Origin of the sequence: Ruminococcus bromii (assembly GCF_928721825.1) — a bacterium.
Lineage (GTDB): Bacteria > Bacillota > Clostridia > Oscillospirales > Acutalibacteraceae > Ruminococcoides > Ruminococcoides bromii.
Genome location: NZ_CAKMVP010000003.1, coordinates 25,357 through 47,808 on the forward strand (window position 1 = coordinate 25,357; position 22,452 = coordinate 47,808).

A 22,452-nucleotide genomic window follows, 5' to 3' on the forward strand; every position below is an offset into this window, starting at 1 on the left:
ATATGAGAATTTCTTTTAATGCTAAATTAGAATTAAAGTCTGTCTTTTAGTGAAGTTTTAGTGAAATTTCTGTCGGAATAACGCTAAAAATTTTGTCAGTTTATATCAATCCTGTTCATCAAGCGACAAATAAAAGGACGGCAGAAACTCTTTTTCAAACACTTCGTTTTCAGGCATATTCATATTGTGAATTGAGTTTTCGGTTGCCTCTTTTGCCTTTGAAAACTCGCTGTTGCCCATTTTTATTTCTTCAATACATTTTATGAGTGCGGAAAACTTGTCCGCCGCTTTTACAAATTTTTTAAGTTCGCTGTCGCCTGCACCGTTCATTTTGATGATTTCGTCCATATCATCCTTAAAATCATCGGGGAGCATTGATACAAGCCTGTCGCCTGCATTCGCTTCAATTTCTTTGTAGGCATTTTTGATTTCGGGATTAAAGTATTTTACGGGAGTCGGCATATCGCCCGTTATGATTTCGGTTGCATCGTGAAAAAGTGCGAGCAATGCGGCTCTTTCGGCGTTAAGACTGCCGCCGAAACGCTTGTTGTGAATCAAAACAAGGCAATGTGCAATCACTGCAACATCAAGACTGTGCTCACTGAGATTCTCGTTTCTTGTGTTGTTCATAAGCCCCCAGCGGTTGATGTACCGCATTCTTGAAAGCATTGCGTAAAAATGTGAAATATTCATCTGTAGTTTCTCCTGTTTTTTGCTAAAAATTAGTGCAATTTGTATTGTACTATGTTATAATGTAGTGTGAGTGTGAGTATCCTCTGCTCCTTGTAAGCAAAGCAGAGCGTTGCTCCGATTTAAATCTATTATGCAGGTGTCTTTTGAATAAATGACGGTGAAAGACATTTACATCATTGATTATACTATTCATAATTTAAAAGTAAAGAAATTATCGAAAAAATAAGATTTTTTCTGCTTTTTGCTCCGTGGAGGATTTTATGCCGAGCAGAATTTTGCAAAAATATCCCACACAAAAACTTTTTGGTCTGCGTGTGTTTCTTATATCAATTATAACGGCAACTGCACTTTTTCTTCCGTTTATCATAATGGGGGGCGGTGTTTTCTATTATTACGGCGATTTCAATGTTCAGGAAATTCCGTTCTATCAGCTTGTACACGATACCGTTCGCGGCGGCAATCTCGGTTGGATGCACAATGTTGACCTCGGAACGGATATGCTCTCAAGCTTCAGCTTTTATCTTCTCGGCAGTCCGTTCTTTTGGCTGACGATTCCGTTTTCAAGCGAGGCAGTGCCGTATCTTATCGGACCGTTGCTGATTTTGAAATTCGGCTGTGCGTCACTTTCTGCATACCTTTATCTTAAAAGATATGTGACTGACAGGAATTTCGCTCTTGTAGGCGGACTGCTTTACGCATTTTCGGGATTTTCAATCTACAATGTGTTCTTTTTCCATTTTCACGAGCCGATGATAATGTTTCCGCTCTTGCTTGCGGCACTTGACGCATTCATCTATGACGGAAAAAGAACGGTGTTTGCTCTTGCGGTATTCTCCGCCTGTGTTGTGAACTATTACTTCTTTGTGGGACAGGTTCTGTTCGTAATCATCTATTTTCTTATGATTACGCTTACCAAAACCTACAAATTTAAAGTTAAAAATTTTCTTTTGCTTGCACTTGAGGTTATAATAGGTTTTGTTGCAACGGCATTTATATTGTTGCCGTCAGTTCTTGGGCTTATGGGCAACCCAAGACTTTCGGAGCTTCCGAACGGTTGGGATTCGCTTGTGTACAGTCAGCCGCAAAAGTACTGGCTTATAATTTTAAGCTTATTTTTTCCTGCAGATATGCCTGCTTTCCCTGTGTTCACGCCCGGTTCAAACTGCAAATGGGCTTCTGTTGCCGCGTGGCTTCCGCTTGTCGGAATGACAGGAGTCATCGCATATTTTCAGGTTTGCCGAAAAAGCTGGCTCAAAAAGCTTCTGGCGGTGCTTGCGGTCTTTGCGTGTGTGCCTGTTCTGAACAGTATGTTCCAAATGATGAACAGCTCAATTTACTACGCAAGATGGTTCTATATGGGCGTGCTTATGCTTGTTCTTGCAACAATCAAGGCATTTGAAAACAGAAAAACCGATTGGAACAGGGCAATCCGTTGGTCGGCGGGAATTACGGTAGGCGCAACTCTGCTGATAGGCCTTATGCCTGTGAGCTATACGGATGAGGAGAGCGGCGATATTCAAAATACGGTTGTCGGCACTCAGGCAACATTTGAACGCTATTGGCTTTATGTTCTTATGGCTTTGTTAAGTCTGCTTGCGTTCGTTCTCATAATCAAAAAATTCAGACGAAACAAAAAGAGATTCACTGTTATGCTTACAGTCGGCATTCTCAGCGTTTCGCTTTTTACCTCATATTTTATAATTGCCACGGGCTATTTCTCAAGCAGCAGTACAAAGACTATTAAGGAAGATATCATAAACAGGCGTGACGGTATAACAATTGCAGATATTGACAATGTCCGCAGTGATTTTTATGAATGCGTTGACAATACGGCAATGTTCTGGCAGATTCAGAGCATAAACTGCTTTCAAAGTTCCGTTTCAACATCTATAATGCAGTTTTATGACGCACTCGGAATCACAAGAGATGTTGCGTCAAGACCTGACCTTGATGTGTACGGACTTCGCCCGTTTTTGAGCTGCAAATATCTTTTTGACTACCGCGGCGACGGCAAGTCGGGAAGCACAAATTCATTCATTGATGAGGACGGCAACACAAGAATGCCGGGTTGGAAGTATCTGAGAACGCAGAACCGTTTTGATATTTACCGCAATGAGCGTTACATCCCAATGGGATACACCTTTGATAAATTTATTGCCGAAGAGGAGTTTGACTTTGTTCCGTCGGCTCACAAATCAGAGGCTTTGCTCTATGCAATGATTCTTCCTCGCGATTTAATGAAAAAATATTCCTCGATTACAGGATACAGCGACAAAAAATACAAGCTGTTGTACGGCAAGCATCCCGAATACTACGACAGCATTACGGAAACCTTCAGCTATGATAATTCCGACTACAAAAAAGTCTGCGCTCAGAGGGCATATAACAGCTGTTCGTCTTTTGAATATACTGACAACGGTTTTAGGGCAGAGTATGACAATACAAAGGGTGACGACAATTTGCTGTTTTTCAGCGTTCCTTACAGCGATGGTTTTACCGCAACCGTAAACGGTAAGGCTGTTGATGTTGAAAAGGTTGACTACGGCTTTATGGCTGTTAAGATTCCAAAGGGTGAGAAGTGCGACATTGTGTTTACATACGAAACCCCCGGATTTTCAACAGGTGTAAAAATCAGCCTTTGCGCACTCGGTGCATTTTTGGTGTACGGCGCAGTTATCCTGACGGTTAAAAAAATAAAAAGAAAAAATAAAAACTGATACAGATATAATCAGCGTATAAGTACGGAGGTATTTATTATGTTCGGAAACAAAATACTTGACTATAAAGACGAGCTTTTAAAGGATCTTGACACACTCCTTTCCTTTGAATCGGTTGACGGCGAAAAGAATGACGAGTGTGACAAAGCCTTGAATTTTATTCTTAAAAGAGCAGAAAATTTCGGACTGACAGGGGAGAAAACAACCGACAAGAGTTGCCACATTACACTTGGTGACAGCGGAAAGCTTTGCGGTGTGCTTACTCACCTTGATGTTGTTCCTGCGGGAAACAGCTGGAGCGTTCCGCCGTATGCGCTTACCGAAAAGGACGGCAGACTTTACGGCAGAGGAATTGCAGACGACAAGGGTGCGGCTCTTGTTACGCTCTATTGTTTGAAAGCAATCAAGGACAGTGGTGTAAATGGCGTGAACACTCTGCGTGCTATTTACGGCACGGGTGAAGAAACGGGTATGGAGGATATGGAAAACTATTTCAAGAAAAATCCACTTCCCGACATGGCGTTCACTCCCGACAGCGACTACGGCATCTGTTTTGCCGAAAAGGGTATTCTTCAGCTTGAAGTCAGCACACTTTTAAATAATGCAACAACACTCAGCCAGTTCCATGCAGGCAGAGCAGTTAATGCAGTTCCCGACAGAGCGTATGTAATGCTTGATTCGTCAGACTATGACGAGCAGACTCTCATGCGCCTTGCAGACGCAAGTGACGGTGATTTTGAATTTAATTACACTATTGACGGTCTTATGATAATCAGCCGTGGCAAAGCGGCTCATGCGTGTGAACCGGACAAGGGCTACAATGCCGCAGCGGCACTTGTTGACCTTATCTCAAATGTTTACACAACAAGAGAAACAGGTTCAATCTGTTCATTTATTGACTACGCAATCAACAAGGAAACAAACGGCAGATCACTCGGTCTTAAAATGAGCGACGCTGTTTCGGGCTCGCTCACCGTAAACCTCAGCAGCGTGAATATTGAGGGACAGACCGCAAAGGCTGTGTTTGATATCCGTTATCCCGTTACCGTTAGCGTAAACAGAGTTCTCAAACAGTTTAAAAAGGTTGCAAAAATCAGCGACCTCAAGGTTACTGTTCTCAATCACGAAGAACCGCTTTATGCCGATAAGGACAGCAAGCTTGTAAAGCTGCTCTCGGACGCTTACGAAAGCGTAACAGGCGAAAAGGCTGAGCTTTATTCAACAGGCGGCGGAACTTACGCAAGAATGCTCGGCGGTCACGGTGTTGCATTCGGTCCTGCCTTCAAAAATGACGATGTTCGTATGCACAATGCAGACGAAAGTATGGATAAGGAGAACTTTTTTAAACACGCTCAGATTTGCCTTGAGGCAATGTACAGAATGTTTACCGACGGAGAATAATGCGTTTTGTTATGAACAAATTCAGATGAAAAGGGAATGCTAATGAATACTGAAAAAACTGTTAGAAAACAGGCAAAAGCGGTTCTTGAGGGAAACCGGTCGGTAGTTATTTCACAAATTATGGTGACCCTGCTTGCATTTTTGACAGGGCTGTTCGCTTTCAGCCTTGCAATGTCAGCTTCGGGAATGTATGGCGTAAAAAATCCGAGTCAGTCACAGAGAATCCTTATGACGGTTTTCGGACTTATTTTGTTTGCCTTTGTAGTTGTAATTTTACCGCTTGTCAACGGAGTCTACAGAACTGTGTGCAATGTAGTCAGGGGCAGAGAGTGCAGTCCGCTTGATGTGTTTTACTACTATAAAAAGCCGAAAAGATTTTTTAAATCAATTATTCTTGATGTTATTTCGCTCGGATTGTTTTTTATCATAAGCGGTTTTGCTAATGTTTTTAATTACCTTAACTCAGTTTCAACGCAGATAGTTGAAAACTCACCGTCACTCACGGCTGTTATGGCGGTTCTGCTCGTTGCGGCATGGATTGTCAGTGCTTTATTCACGGTGGTTTGCTATATTATATTTGTCCATTACACCTTTTTGGCTTACGGCTTTAACGAAAATTTGCCTCTTGGGGTTTATCTTCCGAGAATGATGGCATTCTCAATAAAGAATTTTATGTCAACCGTAAAACTGTTTGTCGGTTTCATCGGGTGGGCGGCTCTGTGCTTTTTTGTTGTTCCTGCACTTTATGCCGTGCCTTATTTTCTGACAGCCTCTGCAATGTCTGCAAAATGGCTGTTAGAGCTTGAAGGGAGCAAGGATATTATATGTTAGTTTCACTTTGTATGATAGCTTATAACGAGTCAAACGCGCTCAGCGGACTTTTCAGAGATATTGCACTTCAGGATTATCCGCACGATAAAATTGAAGTGGTTTTTGTTGACAGTATGTCAACCGATGATACTAAGGAAAAAATGGAAAAATTCAGAGATGCCGACTACGGCTTTTGGAATGTATCTGTTGTTCAATGCGTAAAGCGTAATCAGGCAACCTCATGGAATGCCGCTCTGATGACCGCAAAGGGCGATATAATCATCAGAGTTGATGCCCATGCAAGAATTCCGAGAAACTTTGTTTCACGAAATGTTTATAACATAAAGCAGGGCGAAAATGTAGTAGGCGGCGGCAGACCTAACATTACATCAAATGTTTCAAGCTGGAAGCTCACCTTGCTTGCGGCTGAGGATTCTCTCTTCGGCAGTTCGGTTGCGTCATACAGACGGCCGCTTGCGCAAAAGGAATATCTTGACAGCCTTTTTCATGCGGCTTACCGCAGAGAGGTTATTGCAAAGGTCGGCGGTTTTAACGAAAATCTCGGCAGAACCGAGGATAATGAATTTCACTACCGCATTAGAATGGCGGGCTACAAGATGTGCTGTTGCCCCGATATTATTTCGTATCAGCATTCACGAAATGACCTTCATGGAATGATAAGGCAGAAGTATTCAAACGGACGGTGGATAGGACTTACACTCTCGGAATGTCCCGGTTGTCTTTCATACTTTCACTTTGCACCGTTTCTTTTTGTAATGGCACTTCTCGGCTGTTCCGTGCTTGCACTTCTCGGACTTCCGCTTTTTTTGTACATTCTTTTGATAATCTACGGAATGTTTGATATTGTAAACGCTGTCGGATGTTGCACAATGAAAAATGTTCAGCCTCAGTTTGTGTTTTTGCCGTTCATTTTCCCGTTGCTCCATGTTGCCTACGGAATAGGCACAATTGTTGGTTTGATTCAGATTCCGTCATGGCGGAAGAAAATCAAAAACAGCGGTGCGAAAGAACACATTGAAAAGGTAAAAAGAAAAATCAGGGAAAACACACTTCCCGGTCATTCATACAAATAATTTTTTGGGCGGATAATCTCCGCCCGTATTTGATATTTACGGAGATACTTATGACTGAAAAAGTAGAACTTACCCCCGAACTTTTGCGTGAATTACAGCTTAAACAGCTTGATATGCTCGTGTATTTCAGGGACTTTTGCGAAAAGAACAATCTCACATTCTATCTTATCGGTGGTGCGTTAATCGGTGCGCTCAGAAACGGCGGATTTGTTCCGTGGGATGATGATGTTGATGTTATGCTGCCACGAGAGGACTACGAAAAGCTGTACAAGCTTTGGCATGAACAGGGCGCAGACGGAAGATTTCGACTTCTCAAAACCGACAGCGATATGTTCACGGGCAATATTTTTATGACCGTAACCGACACAAATTACACTATGGTCAAGACAAATCAGACCGAGGTTGATATTCCGCACGGACTTGTGCTTGATGTATTTCCGCTTGATGTTTGTCCCGACAGCCGTTTTGCACGCAAAATGCAGTATGTGTGGACAATGCTTTATTCGCTGTTTTTGGCTCAGGTTGTTCCCGAAAAGCACGGCGGAATTGTGGGGGCAGGCAGTAAGGCTTTGCTTTCAATTTTCAGAGGAAAAAAGCTCCGAGAAAAGATTTGGAGAACTGCCGAAAAGCATATGATTAAGTACAGGCTTGATAAAAACAAGTGTGTAACGGAGCTTTGTTCGGGCCCTCATTGGATGAAAATTGAGTATCCGAAACACATTTATTCGGGCGTTGATTATGTCACATTTGAGGGCATAAAAATGCCGTGTATGTCGGGCTATGACGAGTATCTCAGAATGGTTTTCGGTGATTATATGCAGCTTCCGCCGGTTGAGGACAGAGTGCCACACCACGATATTGCATATCTTGATTTGAACTCACCGTGTGAAATTTATGACAGCAAAAGAAAGAATAAGCAAAAATAACGGTGCATTATGGAGCTTGTAAGAGATAATTGGACTAAAAATGACTATGATGATTTTGTAGAGGAACTTCGTTCATATGCCGATGAAAAGTACAGAAGCTTTCATTCCTCATTGATTCCCGACAATGACAAGGACTTTTTTATCGGAGTAAGAATGCCTGTTATGCGAAAGCTCGGCAAGGAAATTTCTAAGGGCAACGGACGCAGTTTTTTAGAGCAGACAACCGATAATTCTTATGAAGAAAAAACAATACGTGGTATTGTAATCGGTTTGCTCAAAACCGAAAGCTATGAAGAATTTTCGATGTACAGCGATGATTTTGTACAGCGTATAGACAGCTGGGCGGTTTGTGACGGCTTTTGTGCAAATCTCAAAGAAACCAAAAAGTATAAATCAGAATTTTTCCCTCATGTTTGTGAATACACCAAAAGCGACAATCCGTGGATAATTCGTGCAGGTCTTGTGCTGATGCTTGACTATTATCTTGAAGATGAGTACATAGACACGGTGCTTGAATGTTGTGACAATGCGAAAAATCCGCATTATTATGTGAGCATGGCAAGGGCATGGCTTGTTGCAACAGCACTTGCAAAGTGCAGAGAACAGACTATGCGGTACATAAAGTCAAATTCGCTTGATAACGCAACCTTTAATAAAATGATTCGGAAATGCGTTGAAAGTTTCAGAATTGACGATGAAACGAAAAAATATCTCAAAACCCTGAAGAGATATTGACAAATCCGAAAATCGGCATATAATATAATCAACAGTTGTCTTCGGGGCGGAGTGAAATTCTCCACCGGTGGTTAAAGTCCACGAACAGGTGAAAGCCTGCCGAGTCTGTGAAATTCAGACACCGACGGTTATAGTCCGGATACGAGAAGATGCGGCAGAACAGGCGGTTCGTCTGTTTTATTTTGGTACGCAATCCCGTTACATTTGTAGCGGGATTTTTCTTTTCCCGACAACTCGAAATAATTTTTCAGGAGTGGTCGTAATGACAAAATCAAAAGCAAAAACAATTAATTCAGACAACACGGCAAAGACAACAAAGCTTGCCGTAACCGCAATGCTTGCGGCACTTTCGGCAGTTCTTATGTTCTTTGAATTTCCTCTCGGATTCATCGCACCTTCATTCTATGAGTTCGATTTTTCCGAAGTTCCCGTTCTTGTCGGAACATTCAGCATGGGTCCGATTGCCGGTGCAGTAATTGAATTTGTAAAAATTCTCGTTAAGTTTCTTATTAAAGGCACAAGTACAGGCGGAGTAGGGGAGCTTGCAAACTTTCTCATCGGCTGCTCGTTTATTCTGCCGGCAGGTTTCATCTACAAGTACAAAAAAACAAGAGTCGGTGCGATTGTCGGAATGCTTACAGGTACGGTTGCAATGGCGGCAATCGGTGTGGTTCTCAACACATTCGTGCTTGTTCCGCTCTACTCGTCATTTATGCCGCTTACAGAAATTATCAAAATGGGACAGGCAATTTTCCCTGCAATTGACGGCACATTTACATTCTGCCTGTACTGCGTAGGTCCATTCAATATCATTAAGGGACTCATCATTTCGGTAGTTGTTTTCATAATCTACAAGCCGCTTTCAAGACTTATCAACAGCCTCGATGCCCTTCTTACAAAGAAGAAAAAAGCAACGGTTCAGTAAACCCGAAATTAATTTTTTGGTTGACAAACAACAAATTCAGGCGTATAATAACATACGGTGTCGAAAGGCATCTATCACAGAGTAGAAATTTGTGCGTGAAGTGTTTTGCGGACGGGGAGTTGCCGCAAGAACGAAAGGTTTATCCTGCGGTACAGATTTCGCATCCCGCTGTTACTTTGGGACATATAATTCAGCGGGCAGAGCAATCTGTCCGCTTTTTTCTTCCTGAAGCAACAACAGAGATTCAGGAGGTAAAAAATATGTCACAACTCAAAAAAATTCAAAGCTCTTTGCTTGAAATGAAGAGTATCTACGCTCTTGCGGCAATTGCAATGCTGCTTGCACTTCGTATTGTTCTCGGATTTTTTGCAAACAGCACACTTCCGTTTTTCGGAAACAATGTAAAGCTCAGCGCAGCGTTCCTTCCCATAGCCGTAACAGGCGTAATGTTCGGACCGATTCCTGCCGCAATTGTCGGTGCTTTGGGAGATATTCTTTCATTTATCATTGCCCCGACAGGCGCATATTTTCCCGGCTTTACAATCAACGGCTTTATTACAGGTTTTATCTACGGTATGTTTCTTTATAAGAACAATGTAACTCCGCTCAGAGTTGTTCTTGCATGGTTTACAAATATGCTCTGCGTTGAAACATTCCTTACGGCTTTTTGGCTTTACACACTCTACGGCGGCGGTTCAACACCGTACACAGTTTATCTTACAGCAAGATTCATCAGTGTTGCCGTTAAGTGCATTCCCGAGATTATTCTTGTGTTTGCTCTTGGTAAGCTTGCAGGTAAAATTCGTGTTCCGCACGCAATAAAGAGAACCTGATGAAAAACTAATGCAAAACTTTAAGGTTGGAAATCGACTGCTCCCCGCAGTAGTTTCCAACCTTTTTTGTTTGCATTGTGGCGTATATCATCCGCCCCTACGAGATTGCTATTTCAAATAAACCAAAAGTCGGAAAGCAAATTTGACATCTGCTTTCCGACTTTTATTTTATACACCGAAATTTTAAATTATATGATTATGCCCACTTGAGGGTATCGTTGTAGAGATTGATGTAGTCCTGAGCCGAACGATCCCAACTGTTATCGCTCATCATAGCACGCCACATAAGCTGATGCCAGCCCTGATCGTCCTGAATGCCCCACAATGCTCTTCTTACGGCAAGCTGCATATCTGCACATTCATAGTTTTTGAATGTAAAGCCGTTACCGTAGTTGTCGGCACTGTCGAAAACAGAGTCTTTAAGACCGCCAACCTCACGAACAACAGGAATTGTGCCGTAACGGAGTGCAATCATCTGTGCAAGACCGCAAGGCTCCTGAGCAGACGGCATAAGGAAAATATCTGCACCCGAGTAAATTTTTCTTGCAAGTTCGGGAACAAAGCCGTGACAGAAGCAAAGTCTGCCCGGATACTTCGCCTGCATATAGTTGAAGTAGTCCTCGTACTCCTTGTCGCCTGAACCGAGAATTACAAACTGCATATTTTCTGTGTTCATAAGCTCCTCAAGACCCATTCTCACAAGGTCAAGTCCCTTGTGTGCAACAAGTCTTGTTACCATACCGACCAGCGGAACATCCCAGCGCTGTTCAAGACACAAACGCTCCTGCAAAGCACGCTTACATTCGCCCTTGCCGCTCATATCGTCCTTTGAATAGTTGCGATAAAGCTGATAGTCTGTTTCGGGATTGTAGCTTTCTGTGTCAATACCGTTCTTGATACCGCAAAGCTTGTAATGACGAAGATTGAGTTCGTCATGAAGTCCCCAACTGAACCACGGGTCTCTAATTTCAGCCGCATAGCTTGGAGAAACCGTTGAAACACGGGTAGCTGTTTCGATAGCACCCTTCATCATATTGAGTTTGCCGTTCATTTCAAGAATCTTTGTTTCGGATGCAGGAATGCCGACACACTCTGTGTTAACTTCCCAGCCGTATTCACCCTGATACTGGATATTGTGGATTGTGAACAGACTCTTAATGTTATAGTACCATGGTCTGTGTGAATAGAACAGATAGTAGTAAACAGGAACAAGAGCTGTCTGCCAGTCATTGCAGTGAATGATGTCGGGATGGAAATCAATGTAAGGGAGCATTTCAAGAATTGCACGGGAGAAGAAAGCGAATCTTTCAGCGTCGTCATAATGACCGTAGAGAGTGCCTCTCTTGAAATAATATTCGTTATCAATAAAATAGTATGTACAGTCATTCCATCTTGCCCAGAACAAACCGCAATACTGATGACGCCATGCAACCGGCACGGTAAAGTTTGTGATGAAGTTCATGGAGTTTTTAAGTTCCTGCGGAATTGTGCCGTAAAGCGGAACAACAATTCTGCAATCCTGACCTTTTCTGCAAAGTGTGTGCGGAAGACTTCCTGCTACATCGGCAAGTCCGCCGCTTCCGCAAAACGGATTAGCCTCTGAAGCACAGTATAAAATTCTCATTGTAAGATTACCTCCTTGTTTAAACAAACTTTATACAACGGATTTTTTAGCAATATAAATGGGGTACGAATCATATCCCATAAGTGAACGACCGTCCTTGATGGTAACATCCTTATCTATGATAACATAGTTAAGGTTGGTATTGCAACCTATTTTTGTGTCCTGCATTACAATACAGTTAGAAAGCTTTGCGCCTTCGCCGACATAAACACCCTTTGAAATAACGCAGTTCTCAACCTCACCGTTGATAACACAACCCTGTGCAATGATTGAATTTTTCACATTGCTTGTAAGTCCGTAGCGTGACGGAGCGTCATCTCTTACCTTTGTATAGATAGGTCTTTGCGGATTGAAAAGCTCATCCCTCACTTCTTTTTTCATAAGATCCATATTGAACTCAAAGTAATCGTTGATTGAGCTGATTGTTGCACAGTAACCCTTATTTTCATAAGCATAAATACTGTATTTGCCCAGACTGCTCTGAAGAAGTCGCTTTACATCAAGCTGATTAACGCTGATGGCGTTTCTGATTTCACTCATAAGAAGGTCTTTCTTGATGAGAATAGAGCCGTATGCGTGGTTGAATGCCTCTTTGTCAACAACACCGGGCTTTACAAAAATCTGATTTACCTTGCCGTCATCATCTACATCAAGGGTAATCGGTCTGTCATAGCCCTGCGGAATTGCATGATTCTTATATATAAGTGTAATGTCTGCCTTCTTCTTTGAGTGGAAGTCAAAAACATCTGTGTAATCAATATTAGTAATTACATTACCCTGCGAGATAAGAACATATTCCTCACGGCAATGCTCAATATATCCGTGCATATTGTAGATTGTTTCAACAAAGCTTGAAAAAGCCTTGCCGTCATACGGAGGAAGAATTGAAAGGTTGCTTCTTCTCTTTGAAAGGTCATAGGCACTGCCTGAACCTACATGATCCATAAGTGACTGAAAGTTGCTTTTTGCAACAATGCCTACATTGCTGATACCTGAGTTTGACATATTCGAAAGGTCAAAGTCGATAATTCTGTATTTACCGCCGATCGGAATGCTTGCAGTTGTTCTTGAAGATGCAAGCTCCGGAATTTTGTCGTCAAGTGTTGCCGCAAAGATGAAACCGAGTACATTGTTACTTCTCATTGCCGTCCACCTCCGTGTCGCTGTCTATCATAGTTTTTGCTTTGATAACGGTGTTTTCTTTGATAACGGTATTTGCACCGACAACAGTAATTCCCCAATCGTCAAGATTTTCCGTTTCTTCAGGTTTCTGTCCGACCTTTGCATTTTTGCCGACAACAGTATTTTCTGCAATAATTGCAAACTGAACATCTGCGCCGTCTTCAATTACAGCACCTGGCATAATGATTGAAGAGTTGATTGTTGCGTTTTTACCGATTGTAACACCTGCAAAGAGAATTGAGAACTCAAGGCTGCCGTAAACATTGCATCCGTCGGCAACGAGCGAATTTTGGATTGACGCCTCGTTTGAAACATAGTGCGGCGGCATCATCGGGTTTCTTGAGTAGATATCCTTGAGGTCGAGAGTAACCTTTGGATCGAGAAGATCCATATTAGCCTCCCAAAGGCTGTCGATTGTTCCAACATCCTTCCAATAGCCCTCAAAAGGATAGGCAAACATACGCTCGCCTGCGTCAAGCATGGCAGGAAGGACATCCTTGCCGAAATCATGGCTTGAACCCTCTTTGAGTTCATCCTCAGTAAGATACTTTCTAAGCTCCTTCCAGCTGAAAATATAGATGCCCATTGACGCATTTGTGCTTTTCGGATGAGCAGGCTTTTCCTCAAATTCGTAGATTGAACCGTCCTCGTTTGTGTTGAGAATGCCGAATCTTGAGGCTTCCTCAAGCGGAACATCAATTACCGCAATTGTACAAGCGGCATTCTTTTCCTTGTGATAATCAAGCATCTTGTTGTAGTCCATTTTGTAAATATGGTCGCCCGAAAGAATAACCACATATTCAGGATTATAACGCTCAATGTAGTTGATATTTTGATAAATAGCGTTGGCTGTGCCTGAGTACCAGTCTGCACCGTCAACAGCCTGATAAGGACTCAAACAGTTTACACCCGAGTGCATACTGTCAAGATCCCACGGCTGTCCGTTTCCTATGTATTCGTTAAGAACAAGAGGCTGGTACTGCGTAAGAATACCCACAGCGTCAATGCCTGAATTTACACAGTTAGATAACGGGAAATCAATAATACGATATTTGCCGCCAAACGGTACGGCAGGCTTAGCAAGCTTTCGGGTAAGCACGCCAAGACGAGAGCCTTGACCGCCGGCAAGCAGCATAGCCACTACTTCCTTTTTTGGAAACATCTTAAAATACCTCCGATATTTATTTTAGTATCTTTTTTAGCTTAAATATAATTACAGTCTTGTGACTGAAAATATCAATTTTATTTCTGAACTTTATCGGGTTCAAGTTCTTTTGTACACCTCAGATAGATTACGCTGAGTGGGGGAAGAGTGAGTGAAAGTCCCTGATCAAAGCCGTGAATTTTCATTGACTCGGTTTTAATGTTCTTTCCGTTTACAACACCGCTGCCGCCGAAACGCTCCTCATCAGAGTTAAAAACCTCGTCATAAAGACCGAATTTCGGAACGCCGATGCAATATTCGTCACGCCTGATGGGCTGAAAGTTGCATACCGAAACAATCTCATCACCGTTTTTGTCGGTGCGCTTGAATGCAATAACGCTGTTTGTGTAGTCGTCATGGTGAATCCAGTCAAAGCCTTTCCAGACAGCATCAAGCTCATAGAGCGGCTTGCAGTCAAGATAAAATTTGTTGAGCTCCTTAAAAAATGTTCTGAGCTTTTTATGTTTTTCAAATTCAAGCAAATCCCATTGAATTGCCTCATTGAAATTCCACTCGTCAAACTGACCGATTTCAGTTCCCATAAACACGAGTTTTTTGCCGGGATGAGCGTACATATATGTTATAAACGCTCTTACGCCTGCAAATTGTTCATCGTACTTTCCGGGCATCTGCTTTATCAGCGCACCTTTGCCGTGAGAAACCTCATCGTGTGAAATCGGCAGAAGAAATTTTTCTGAAAAAGCATAATAAAAGCTGAAAGTAAGGCTGTCGTGGTTGAACGGTCGCCACATTGAATTGAGCGACATATAGTGAAGCATATCGTTCATCCAACCCATATTCCACTTGAAATCAAATCCAAGTCCGCCGTCCTCTATTTTATGAGTAAGCTTTGGCCACGAGGTGTTTTCCTCGGCAAACATCATAACATCGGGGTGGTACATATGGACAGCCGTGTTGAGTCTTTTTACAAAATCAACAGCGTCAAGATTTTCTTTTCCGCCGAATTTGTTCGGCTCCCATTCTCCCTCGGATTTACCGTAGTCAAGGTAGAGCATAGAGGAGAGTGCGCCGATTCTCAAGCCGTCAATGTGGTATTTGTCAAGCCAAAACATTGCGCATGAAACAAGAAAACTTGTAACCTCAAATCTTGCGTAGTTGAAAAGGCAGGTTCCCCACGAGTCACGCTTGCTCGTTTTTGGGTCATTGCTTTCATAGAGAGGAGAGCCGTCAAATTTTGCAAGACCGAAATCGTCCGTCGGAAAATTTGACGGAACCCAGTCGAGAATTACTCCGATACCATCACAGTGAAGCCTGTCAACAAATGTCATAAAGTCGGACGGCGTGCCGAATCTTGAGGTTGGGGCATAGTAGCCTGTTGCCTGATAGCCCCAGCTACCGTCATACGGATATTCCATAATAGGCATAAGCTGAATATGAGTGTAGTGCATCTCCTTGAGATAGGGGATAAGCTCATCGGCAAGCTTTTGATAATTAAAGAAGTTGCCATCGGGATATTTTCTCCATGAGCCTGCGTGTATTTCATAAATATTCATCGGTGAAGATGAAATGTTGTTTTCTTTGCGTTTGTTTAACCATTCGCCGTCATTCCACGAATAATTTTCAATGTCATACACAAGGGATGCCTGACCGGGACGGGTTTGAGCATGAAAAGCATACGGATCTGCTTTCATAAGCCTGTCGCCGTATTCGCTTTCAATACAGTACTTGTATGCGCAAAATTCCTCGACCCCTTCGACAAACACCTCCCAAACACCGTAGCCGATGTCGTACATATAGGTTGCGTTATTGTCCCAATTATTAAATTCGCCTGCAACCGAAACGCTCCTTGCGGTTGGTGCCCATACTCGGAACACACAACCGTTTCTGCCGTTCCAGTTCACGAGGTGTGCACCCAAAAGATTGTATGCGTACACGGAATCTCCGGTATGAAAAACTTCAAGTGCCGGTCTTGCCTCGTTAAAGCTGTAATTCATAAGAACTGCTCCTTGTTAAATACCTTCTGATTTTGATTATTTGCTCACACTTATATAATACCAAAAATATATGTCAATTTCAAGCAAATTCAAAAAATTTAAAACTAATTTTTCGTGTATATTTTATAAACTGCGACTGAATGTTACATTTTAAAGCATAATTTTACGAATAAAGAATAAAAACCCGAAATTCTTTACAAAAGCAAAACAAAAAGGGCTGTCCGTTTTGGACAGCCCAAAGAATAATCTGTAAATTCAGATTAGCCAAGCTCAGCGAAGTACTTAATTGTTCTTACCATCTGGCTTGTGTATGAGTTCTCGTTGTCGTACCAAGAAACAACCTGAACCTCATAAAGATCATCAGCAATCTTTGATACCATTGTCTGTGTAGAATCGAAGAGTGAACCGAATTTCATACCGATTACATCTGAAGAAACGATCGGATCTTCGTTGTAACCGAATGACTCAGAAGCAGCAGCCTTCATAGCAGCGTTGATGCCTTCAACTGTTACATCTGAACCCTTAACAACAGCTGTAAGAATTGTTGTTGAACCTGTAGGAACAGGAACACGCTGTGCAGAACCGATGAGCTTGCCGTTAAGCTCAGGAATTACAAGACCGATAGCCTTTGCAGCACCTGTTGAGTTAGGAACGATGTTAGCAGCACCTGCTCTTGCTCTTCTCTTGTCGCCCTTTCTGTGAGGACCGTCAAGAATCATCTGATCGCCTGTGTAAGCGTGGATTGTTGACATGATACCGCTCTGGATTTCTGCATACTTGTTAAGTGTGTCAGCCATAGGAGCGAGGCAGTTTGTTGTACATGAAGCAGCTGAAATGATTGTATCGTCAGCTGTAAGAGTCTTTTCGTTTACGCTGTAAACGATTGTCTTAAGGTCGTTGCCTGCAGGAGCAGAAATAACAACCTTCTTAGCGCCGGCATCAATGTGAGCCTGGCTCTTAGCCTTTGATGTATAGAAACCTGTGCACTCGAGAACTACATCAACACCGAGCTCGCCCCAAGGAAGCTCAGCAGCGTTTGGCTTAGCGTAGATTGTAATCTCTTTGCCGTCAACGATGATTGAGCCTTCGCCTGCTTCTACAGTGTGAAGGTTTTCACCGATCTTACCGCAGTAGCCGCCCTGTGCTGTATCATACTTAAGAAGGTTTGCGAGCATAGCAGGATCTGTAAGATCGTTGATAGCTACTACTTCATAACCCTCAGCACCGAACATCTGTCTGAAAGCAAGACGACCGATACGGCCGAAACCGTTAATTGCAACTTTTACTGACATAAAAAAATTCCTCCTAAAATTCTAAGGTGCTTCTATTATATTACATTTTTTTCATTTCTTCAATAGCTTGACAAAAATTTAACGAAAAATTTTTGAGTTTTTTACAAATACGGTAAAAAACACGGTCTGATTTTGCGTTTTTAAGGCAAATTTGAGCCGCTCCGTTCAAAGAAATGTAATTTTTTCACCTGCCACAACTAATTATCTGCAAAAATACCTCGCTTATTCTTGACAATTTGGTGATTCTATTATAAAATTATATTATCCGCTGTTGCGGATTTTGGCAAAAGTACAGTGCAAAAGTACAGTTTTTGGCTTTTGCAACTTTTTTAATCAGACTCTTTAAAAGAGCCGTTATATATAGATATTTTTTATAATTTTTATAATGTTTCAGTTGCCTGAAATGTTGAAAACGGTCATTACGGTGTTTTTTTGACTGTGCATATAAATATGTAAAAAAATATTTAGAAAATAAAAATGAAAATTGAATATCTTTTTAACGGCACCTTTAAAGTCTAATTGATTGGGAACTGTGAAATACTTGAAAAAATCAAACTAAGGAGGTGTCCGAATTGCCGTTATGGATAAGTATTATCTGCATTATCGCCGCAATTGTTGTCGGTGCGGGTGCAGGTGTTTTCCTTGGAATTGCCATCCGTAAAAACACTGCCGAAAAGGAAATCGGTAGTGCTGAGGAAGAGGCAAAGAAGATTGTGGCTGATGCAATTAAAACAGCCGAAGCAAGGAAAAAGGAAGTAGTCCTTGAGGGTAAAGACGAGGTTCATCGTTTCAGAAATGAGAGCGAAAAAGAAATTTCCGACCGACGCAAGGAAGTTCAGCGTCAGGAGAGAAGAATCCAGCAGAAGGAAGAAACTCTTGACAGAAAGCTCGACAATATGGAACGCAAGGAAGAAAAAGTCAACAAAAAGCTTCGTGATGCTGATGCAAAACTCGAAGAAGTTGAAACCTTGAAAAAGAGCCAGTTTGAAATGCTTGAAAAAATTTCGGGCTACACGGCAGAACAGGCTAAAAGCTATTTGCTTTCACAGCTTGAAAATGAGCTTGCTCACGAGAAGTCGGTTAAGATTATGGAATACACCGAACAGCTCAAGGAGGAAGCAGACGACAAGGCAAGAAATATTATTTCGCTTGCAATTCAGCGACTTGCCGCAGAACAGGTTTCGGAGGCAACAATTTCGGTTGTTCCTCTTCCAAACGATGAGATGAAGGGCAGAATCATCGGTCGTGAGGGCCGCAACATCAGAACCATTGAAACTCTTACGGGTGTTGATCTTATTATTGACGATACACCCGAGGCCATCACGCTTTCATGCTTTGAGCCTGTCAGAAGAGAGGTTGCAAGAATTGCACTTGAAAAGCTCATTGCAGACGGAAGAATCCATCCCGCAAGAATTGAGGAGATGGTTGAAAAGGCAAGACGAGAGGTTGAATCCGAAATCAAGCGTACAGGTGAGAGAGCTGTGCTTGATGCGGGTGTGCACAATGTTCATCCCGAAATTGTTAAGCTTCTCGGCAGACTTCGTTACCGTACCAGTTACGGTCAGAATGTTCTTGATCACTCTCTTGAGGTTTCATATCTCGCAGGTATGATGGCAAGCGAGCTTGGTCTTGATCCTACAATCGCCAAGCGTGCAGGTCTTTTGCATGATATCGGTAAATCCATTGACCATGAGGTTGAGGGAACACATATTCAAATCGGTGTTGACATTGCCAAAAAGTATAAGGAAAGCGACGCTGTTATTCACGCTATCCACGCTCACCACGGTGATGTTGAGGCGAGAACAATTGTTGCCTGCCTTGTACAGGCGGCAGACGCTATTTCAGCCGCAAGACCGGGCGCAAGAAGAGAAAATGTTGAAAACTACATTAAGCGACTCCAGAAGCTTGAAGAGGTTGCTTCTTCTTTTGACGGTGTTGAGCGTACCTTTGCAATTCAGGCAGGCCGTGAGGTTAGAGTTATGGTTAAGCCTGAGATTGTCAATGATGAGCGTATGATTCCGCTTGCAAGAGAGATCTGCAAGAAAATCGAAGAAGAGCTTGAATATCCCGGACAGATTAAGGTTAATATCATCCGTGAAAGCAGAGCTTCCGATTTTGCAAAATAAAATATCTTGATTTTAACTACGGTTGACAGGGCTATGTTGACCGTAGTTTTTATTTTGTAGGGACGATATTATCCGCCAGTACGGCGAGCCGCCGTACCTGATTCGTGTAGATAGGTTCATTAAATGAAAAATTGAAAATTGAAAATGGAAAATTGCGGTCGGGAAGATGGTTTGCAATATAAAAAACATATTATGCCCGAGCGTAGTATAGTAGCTGTTTGCACAATTTAATGTAGCGGCGAACTGTGTTCGCCAATCATTTCGTGTGCAAACACGAAATGAATAAATCGCAATTGTATTTTTATATCATAATTATCTTAAACAAATAATTTATATTAAGTCGGTTTGGCTTTGTAACCAAACCGATTGGCGAACGCTACAAAGAATATTCTGTAATCAAAAAAATAATTTGCAAGAAAATTAAATAAACTTGCAAAAATGAAATTTGTGCCGCGGCATAGACTTTTGACCTGTTATTGTAAACTGTAATTTAAAAAACAGCAAAAAACTTTAAAAAATATTCAAAAAAGTATTGACAATCGGTTGATGAGGCTTTATAATTCAAGACAGTAAGGCAAAGGCCTTACGAAGTTTTCGGAAAACTGAATATAAAAAGGACAAGGAAGTTCACTTTGGTTTCTTCTGATTTTGCAACAAAGTTTTTAAAACTTGCAAAATCGGACAAAAACATTGTGAGCTTTATTTTTTTTGCTTCGGCAAAAACGGTTTATGTGGAGGTTAAAAATGGATTCAGGAAATATAGGCTTTGTGCTGCTTTGTGCGGCTTTCGTATTTGTAATGACTCCGGGTCTTGCAATGTTCTACGGCGGTCTTGTACGAAAGAAAAATGTTGTAAACACAATGATGACCTCAATTTTTATCATTGGCATAGGAATTGTTATGTGGGTGCTTTTCGGTTATTCGCTTTCGTTCGCTCCTTCGGGAAATGCTTTTATCGGTGATTTCCGCTGGCTCGGTCTTGAGGGCGTTTCGCTCACGGAGGGCTACACGGATGACGCGTCAATTCCGAATATGGTATTCTCAGCGTTCCAGATGATGTTTGCCGTAATCACTCCTGCTCTTATCACGGGTGCGGTTGCAGGCAGAATGAAGTTTAAGTCAATTTTTGTTTTCACAATTTTCTGGTCGCTTATAGTTTATTATCCGCTCGCCCATATGGTATGGGGACAGGGAGGACTTTTAGGTGCAGACGGTATCGGTGCTCTCGACTTTGCAGGCGGCGATGTTGTACATATCAGCTCGGGTGTTTCGGCACTTGTACTCTGCATACTCCTCGGCAAGCGTCACGATTATGAACATTCAATTTACAGAATTCACAATATCCCGACAGTTGTACTCGGTGCGTCGCTCCTTATGTTCGGTTGGTTCGGCTTTAATGCGGGTTCTGCACTTGCCGCCGACGGTCTTGCGGCTCACGCATTTATGACGACAGGTGTTTCAGCCGCAGCCGCAATGCTCTCGTGGATGCTCTGCGATGTTGTCAAGAACAAAAAGCCTACGCTTATCGGCGCAAGCACGGGTATGGTTGCAGGTCTTGTAGGTATCACGCCCGGTGCCGGCTTTGTTCCGATGTGGGCGGCAGTTATTATCGGTTTGACAACAAGCCCAGTTTGCTATATTATGATTTCATACGGCAAGAAAAAATTCGGCTTTGACGATGCGCTTGACGCATTCAGCTGTCATGGTACAGGCGGTATCTGGGGCGGACTTCTCACAGGTGTGTTCTCATGCACGGCAATCAACAGCAGTGCAGGTAACGGCCTTGTGTACGGCGAGTTTGCACAGTTCGGTGCTCAGGCGGCAGGTATCGGCATCACAATTGTAATTGCGGTTGTCGGAACACTCATCTGCTACGGCTTCACAAGACTTCTTACAGGCAAAATCAGGGTTGACCTCAGAGATGAGCTTATGGGACTTGATGTTTCACAGCACGGTGAATCTGCTTATCCGTCATTTAACGGTCTTGACAACTAACGGAGGTTTTAAAGTATGGAAAACAATAACGATATTCAGCTTATAAAAATAGAGGCCGTTGTTCGTGAAGAAATGTTTGTAGATGTCAAAAAGGCTCTCACGGATATCGGCGTAAACGGAATTACAGCGTATCAGGTTGTCGGCTGCGGAATTCAGCGTGGTATGTCCGAGTATGTAAGAGGACAGAAGGTTGATGTTCAGGTTTTGCCGAAAATCAAGTTTGAAATTGTTGTTTCTTCCGAAGAATGGGAGAAAAAAACAATTGAGGCAATCAGAAAAACAGCCTTTACGGGCAACCCGGGTGACGGTAAAATTTTTACCTACTATCTTAAACAGGCGGTTAAAATCCGTACGGGAGAAACAGGCTACGATGCAATTCAGACTCCCAACTTTGACGACTGATATTTTCCTATTTTCCTATATCAAAAAAGTGCGTACCGAATTTCGGTACGCACTTTTTGCTTGTAAAATTGTTTATCTTCTTATTGTAATATCTTCCGGGCTGACAGTATTGTCACGAAGTCTGTTGTAATAATCGGGATTTGAATGCTTTATGCTTATCGGTTTTAGCTCGGGAGTTGCAAAACAGTGTGTTGTTCTGCCTGTTGCAGAAAGTTCTCCGTTTTTATTGTTGAAGATTTTATAGTCAAAAATCATTCTTGAACCCGTAAAAAATACAAGGCTTACTTCAACGGAATACTCATCGCCGAATTTAAGCGGCTTTTTGTAACGGGCATATGCGTCAACATTTGGAATATATAATCCTTTTGATTGCATTTCGGCAACATCACAACCGATGTCGTGCATATACTGAATTCTTGCATCTTCAAAATATCTGATAAAATTTGAGTGATGAACAATGTTCATACAGTCTGTTTCGTAGTACGAAACCTTTGATTTGTATAAATTTTCGGTCATATTTTCTCCATTACATATATAC

General features: G+C 42.2%; 18 protein-coding genes and 2 riboswitches. Of the genes, 11 read left to right on the plus strand and 7 right to left on the minus strand.

The window, feature by feature from the left end; genetic code table 11:
• Positions 1-105: 105 nt before the first annotated feature.
• Positions 106-693 carry a 5'-deoxynucleotidase gene (yfbR, locus tag QDI94_RS00390; RefSeq protein WP_101029468.1) on the minus strand — a complete coding sequence of 196 codons (588 nt, stop codon included), beginning with the start codon at positions 691-693 and terminating at the stop codon, positions 106-108.
• A gap of 260 nt (positions 694-953) precedes the next feature.
• Between yfbR and QDI94_RS00395 the strand changes: the two genes are divergently transcribed.
• The 8 genes from QDI94_RS00395 to QDI94_RS00430 all read left to right on the plus strand — a co-directional run bounded on the left by QDI94_RS00395 (position 954) and on the right by QDI94_RS00430 (position 10,134).
• Complete coding sequence (locus QDI94_RS00395) at positions 954-3,410, plus strand: YfhO family protein (protein WP_278866362.1); 2,457 nt, start codon at positions 954-956, stop codon at positions 3,408-3,410.
• A gap of 39 nt (positions 3,411-3,449) precedes the next feature.
• The gene (locus QDI94_RS00400) at positions 3,450-4,811 is read left to right on the plus strand and encodes a Sapep family Mn(2+)-dependent dipeptidase (protein WP_278866363.1); all 1,362 of its coding nucleotides are present in this window, start codon (positions 3,450-3,452) and stop codon (positions 4,809-4,811) included.
• A 42-nt stretch (positions 4,812-4,853) separates the two neighbouring features.
• Positions 4,854-5,642 carry a hypothetical protein gene (locus QDI94_RS00405; protein ID WP_278866364.1) on the plus strand — a complete coding sequence of 263 codons (789 nt, stop codon included), beginning with the start codon at positions 4,854-4,856 and terminating at the stop codon, positions 5,640-5,642.
• Positions 5,636-6,715 carry a glycosyltransferase family 2 protein gene (locus QDI94_RS00410; RefSeq protein WP_101029464.1) on the plus strand — a complete coding sequence of 360 codons (1,080 nt, stop codon included), beginning with the start codon at positions 5,636-5,638 and terminating at the stop codon, positions 6,713-6,715. Before QDI94_RS00405 ends, QDI94_RS00410 begins: the two co-directional genes overlap by 7 nt.
• A gap of 50 nt (positions 6,716-6,765) precedes the next feature.
• Complete coding sequence (locus QDI94_RS00415) at positions 6,766-7,641, plus strand: LicD family protein (protein ID WP_015523448.1); 876 nt, start codon at positions 6,766-6,768, stop codon at positions 7,639-7,641.
• A 9-nt stretch (positions 7,642-7,650) separates the two neighbouring features.
• On the plus strand, positions 7,651-8,376 hold the full coding sequence (locus QDI94_RS00420) for a DNA alkylation repair protein (RefSeq protein WP_278866365.1): 726 nt from the start codon (positions 7,651-7,653) through the stop codon (positions 8,374-8,376).
• Between the two features lie 33 nt (positions 8,377-8,409).
• A riboswitch (FMN riboswitch) is annotated at positions 8,410-8,531 on the plus strand.
• Positions 8,532-8,638: 107 nt separating this feature from the next.
• The gene (locus tag QDI94_RS00425) at positions 8,639-9,301 is read left to right on the plus strand and encodes an ECF transporter S component (protein ID WP_015523450.1); all 663 of its coding nucleotides are present in this window, start codon (positions 8,639-8,641) and stop codon (positions 9,299-9,301) included.
• Positions 9,302-9,376: 75 nt separating this feature from the next.
• Positions 9,377-9,474, plus strand: a riboswitch (THF riboswitch).
• Between the two features lie 87 nt (positions 9,475-9,561).
• A complete protein-coding gene (locus tag QDI94_RS00430; RefSeq protein ID WP_021883749.1) occupies positions 9,562-10,134 on the plus strand; it encodes a folate family ECF transporter S component in 573 nt (190 codons plus the stop codon).
• A 196-nt stretch (positions 10,135-10,330) separates the two neighbouring features.
• Here the strand turns inward: QDI94_RS00430 and glgA are convergent, their stop codons facing one another.
• The 5 genes from glgA to gap form a co-directional block, all read right to left on the minus strand.
• Positions 10,331-11,758, minus strand: a complete 1,428-nt coding sequence (glgA, locus tag QDI94_RS00435) for a glycogen synthase GlgA (protein ID WP_278866367.1) — start codon at positions 11,756-11,758, stop codon at positions 10,331-10,333.
• Between the two features lie 30 nt (positions 11,759-11,788).
• A complete protein-coding gene (gene glgD / locus QDI94_RS00440) occupies positions 11,789-12,901 on the minus strand; it encodes a glucose-1-phosphate adenylyltransferase subunit GlgD (RefSeq protein WP_101029458.1) in 1,113 nt (370 codons plus the stop codon).
• The gene (locus QDI94_RS00445) at positions 12,891-14,102 is read right to left on the minus strand and encodes a glucose-1-phosphate adenylyltransferase (RefSeq protein ID WP_101029457.1); all 1,212 of its coding nucleotides are present in this window, start codon (positions 14,100-14,102) and stop codon (positions 12,891-12,893) included. Before QDI94_RS00445 ends, glgD begins: the two co-directional genes overlap by 11 nt.
• 80 nt (positions 14,103-14,182) lie before the next feature.
• Positions 14,183-16,099 carry a 1,4-alpha-glucan branching protein GlgB gene (gene glgB / locus QDI94_RS00450; protein ID WP_278866369.1) on the minus strand — a complete coding sequence of 639 codons (1,917 nt, stop codon included), beginning with the start codon at positions 16,097-16,099 and terminating at the stop codon, positions 14,183-14,185.
• 260 nt (positions 16,100-16,359) lie between these two features.
• Positions 16,360-17,391: a type I glyceraldehyde-3-phosphate dehydrogenase gene (gene gap / locus QDI94_RS00455; protein ID WP_021883744.1), complete on the minus strand. Its 1,032-nt coding sequence runs from the start codon at positions 17,389-17,391 to the stop codon at positions 16,360-16,362.
• Positions 17,392-17,954: 563 nt separating this feature from the next.
• On the opposite strand from gap, the gene rny reads away from it, so the two are divergent.
• From rny to QDI94_RS00470, 3 genes are all read left to right on the plus strand, one after another.
• Positions 17,955-19,517 (plus strand): ribonuclease Y, encoded by a 1,563-nt coding sequence (gene rny / locus QDI94_RS00460; RefSeq protein ID WP_418547609.1) that lies wholly within the window; start codon positions 17,955-17,957, stop codon positions 19,515-19,517.
• Positions 19,518-20,261: 744 nt separating this feature from the next.
• Complete coding sequence (locus QDI94_RS00465; protein WP_278866370.1) at positions 20,262-21,512, plus strand: ammonium transporter; 1,251 nt, start codon at positions 20,262-20,264, stop codon at positions 21,510-21,512.
• Positions 21,513-21,527: 15 nt separating this feature from the next.
• A complete protein-coding gene (locus QDI94_RS00470; RefSeq protein WP_101070607.1) occupies positions 21,528-21,914 on the plus strand; it encodes a P-II family nitrogen regulator in 387 nt (128 codons plus the stop codon).
• Between the two features lie 72 nt (positions 21,915-21,986).
• Here the strand turns inward: QDI94_RS00470 and QDI94_RS00475 are convergent, their stop codons facing one another.
• A complete protein-coding gene (locus QDI94_RS00475) occupies positions 21,987-22,430 on the minus strand; it encodes an acyl-CoA thioesterase (RefSeq protein ID WP_278866372.1) in 444 nt (147 codons plus the stop codon).
• Positions 22,431-22,452: the final 22 nt, after the last annotated feature.

Coding starts and splice junctions, on each gene's coding strand:
- QDI94_RS00420 (WP_278866365.1), top strand. CDS start 7,651: ATGGAGCTTGTAAGAGATAATTGGACTAAAAATGACTATGATGATTTT.
- QDI94_RS00410 (WP_101029464.1), top strand. CDS start 5,636: ATGTTAGTTTCACTTTGTATGATAGCTTATAACGAGTCAAACGCGCTC.
- QDI94_RS00445 (WP_101029457.1), bottom strand. CDS start 14,102: ATGTTTCCAAAAAAGGAAGTAGTGGCTATGCTGCTTGCCGGCGGTCAA.
- QDI94_RS00405 (WP_278866364.1), top strand. CDS start 4,854: ATGAATACTGAAAAAACTGTTAGAAAACAGGCAAAAGCGGTTCTTGAG.
- glgD (WP_101029458.1), bottom strand. CDS start 12,901: ATGAGAAGTAACAATGTACTCGGTTTCATCTTTGCGGCAACACTTGAC.
- QDI94_RS00470 (WP_101070607.1), top strand. CDS start 21,528: ATGGAAAACAATAACGATATTCAGCTTATAAAAATAGAGGCCGTTGTT.
- QDI94_RS00475 (WP_278866372.1), bottom strand. CDS start 22,430: ATGACCGAAAATTTATACAAATCAAAGGTTTCGTACTACGAAACAGAC.
- QDI94_RS00415 (WP_015523448.1), top strand. CDS start 6,766: ATGACTGAAAAAGTAGAACTTACCCCCGAACTTTTGCGTGAATTACAG.
- yfbR (WP_101029468.1), bottom strand. CDS start 693: ATGAATATTTCACATTTTTACGCAATGCTTTCAAGAATGCGGTACATC.
- QDI94_RS00400 (WP_278866363.1), top strand. CDS start 3,450: ATGTTCGGAAACAAAATACTTGACTATAAAGACGAGCTTTTAAAGGAT.
- QDI94_RS00465 (WP_278866370.1), top strand. CDS start 20,262: ATGGATTCAGGAAATATAGGCTTTGTGCTGCTTTGTGCGGCTTTCGTA.
- glgB (WP_278866369.1), bottom strand. CDS start 16,099: ATGAATTACAGCTTTAACGAGGCAAGACCGGCACTTGAAGTTTTTCAT.
- glgA (WP_278866367.1), bottom strand. CDS start 11,758: ATGAGAATTTTATACTGTGCTTCAGAGGCTAATCCGTTTTGCGGAAGC.
- gap (WP_021883744.1), bottom strand. CDS start 17,391: ATGTCAGTAAAAGTTGCAATTAACGGTTTCGGCCGTATCGGTCGTCTT.
- QDI94_RS00430 (WP_021883749.1), top strand. CDS start 9,562: ATGTCACAACTCAAAAAAATTCAAAGCTCTTTGCTTGAAATGAAGAGT.
- QDI94_RS00395 (WP_278866362.1), top strand. CDS start 954: ATGCCGAGCAGAATTTTGCAAAAATATCCCACACAAAAACTTTTTGGT.
- QDI94_RS00425 (WP_015523450.1), top strand. CDS start 8,639: ATGACAAAATCAAAAGCAAAAACAATTAATTCAGACAACACGGCAAAG.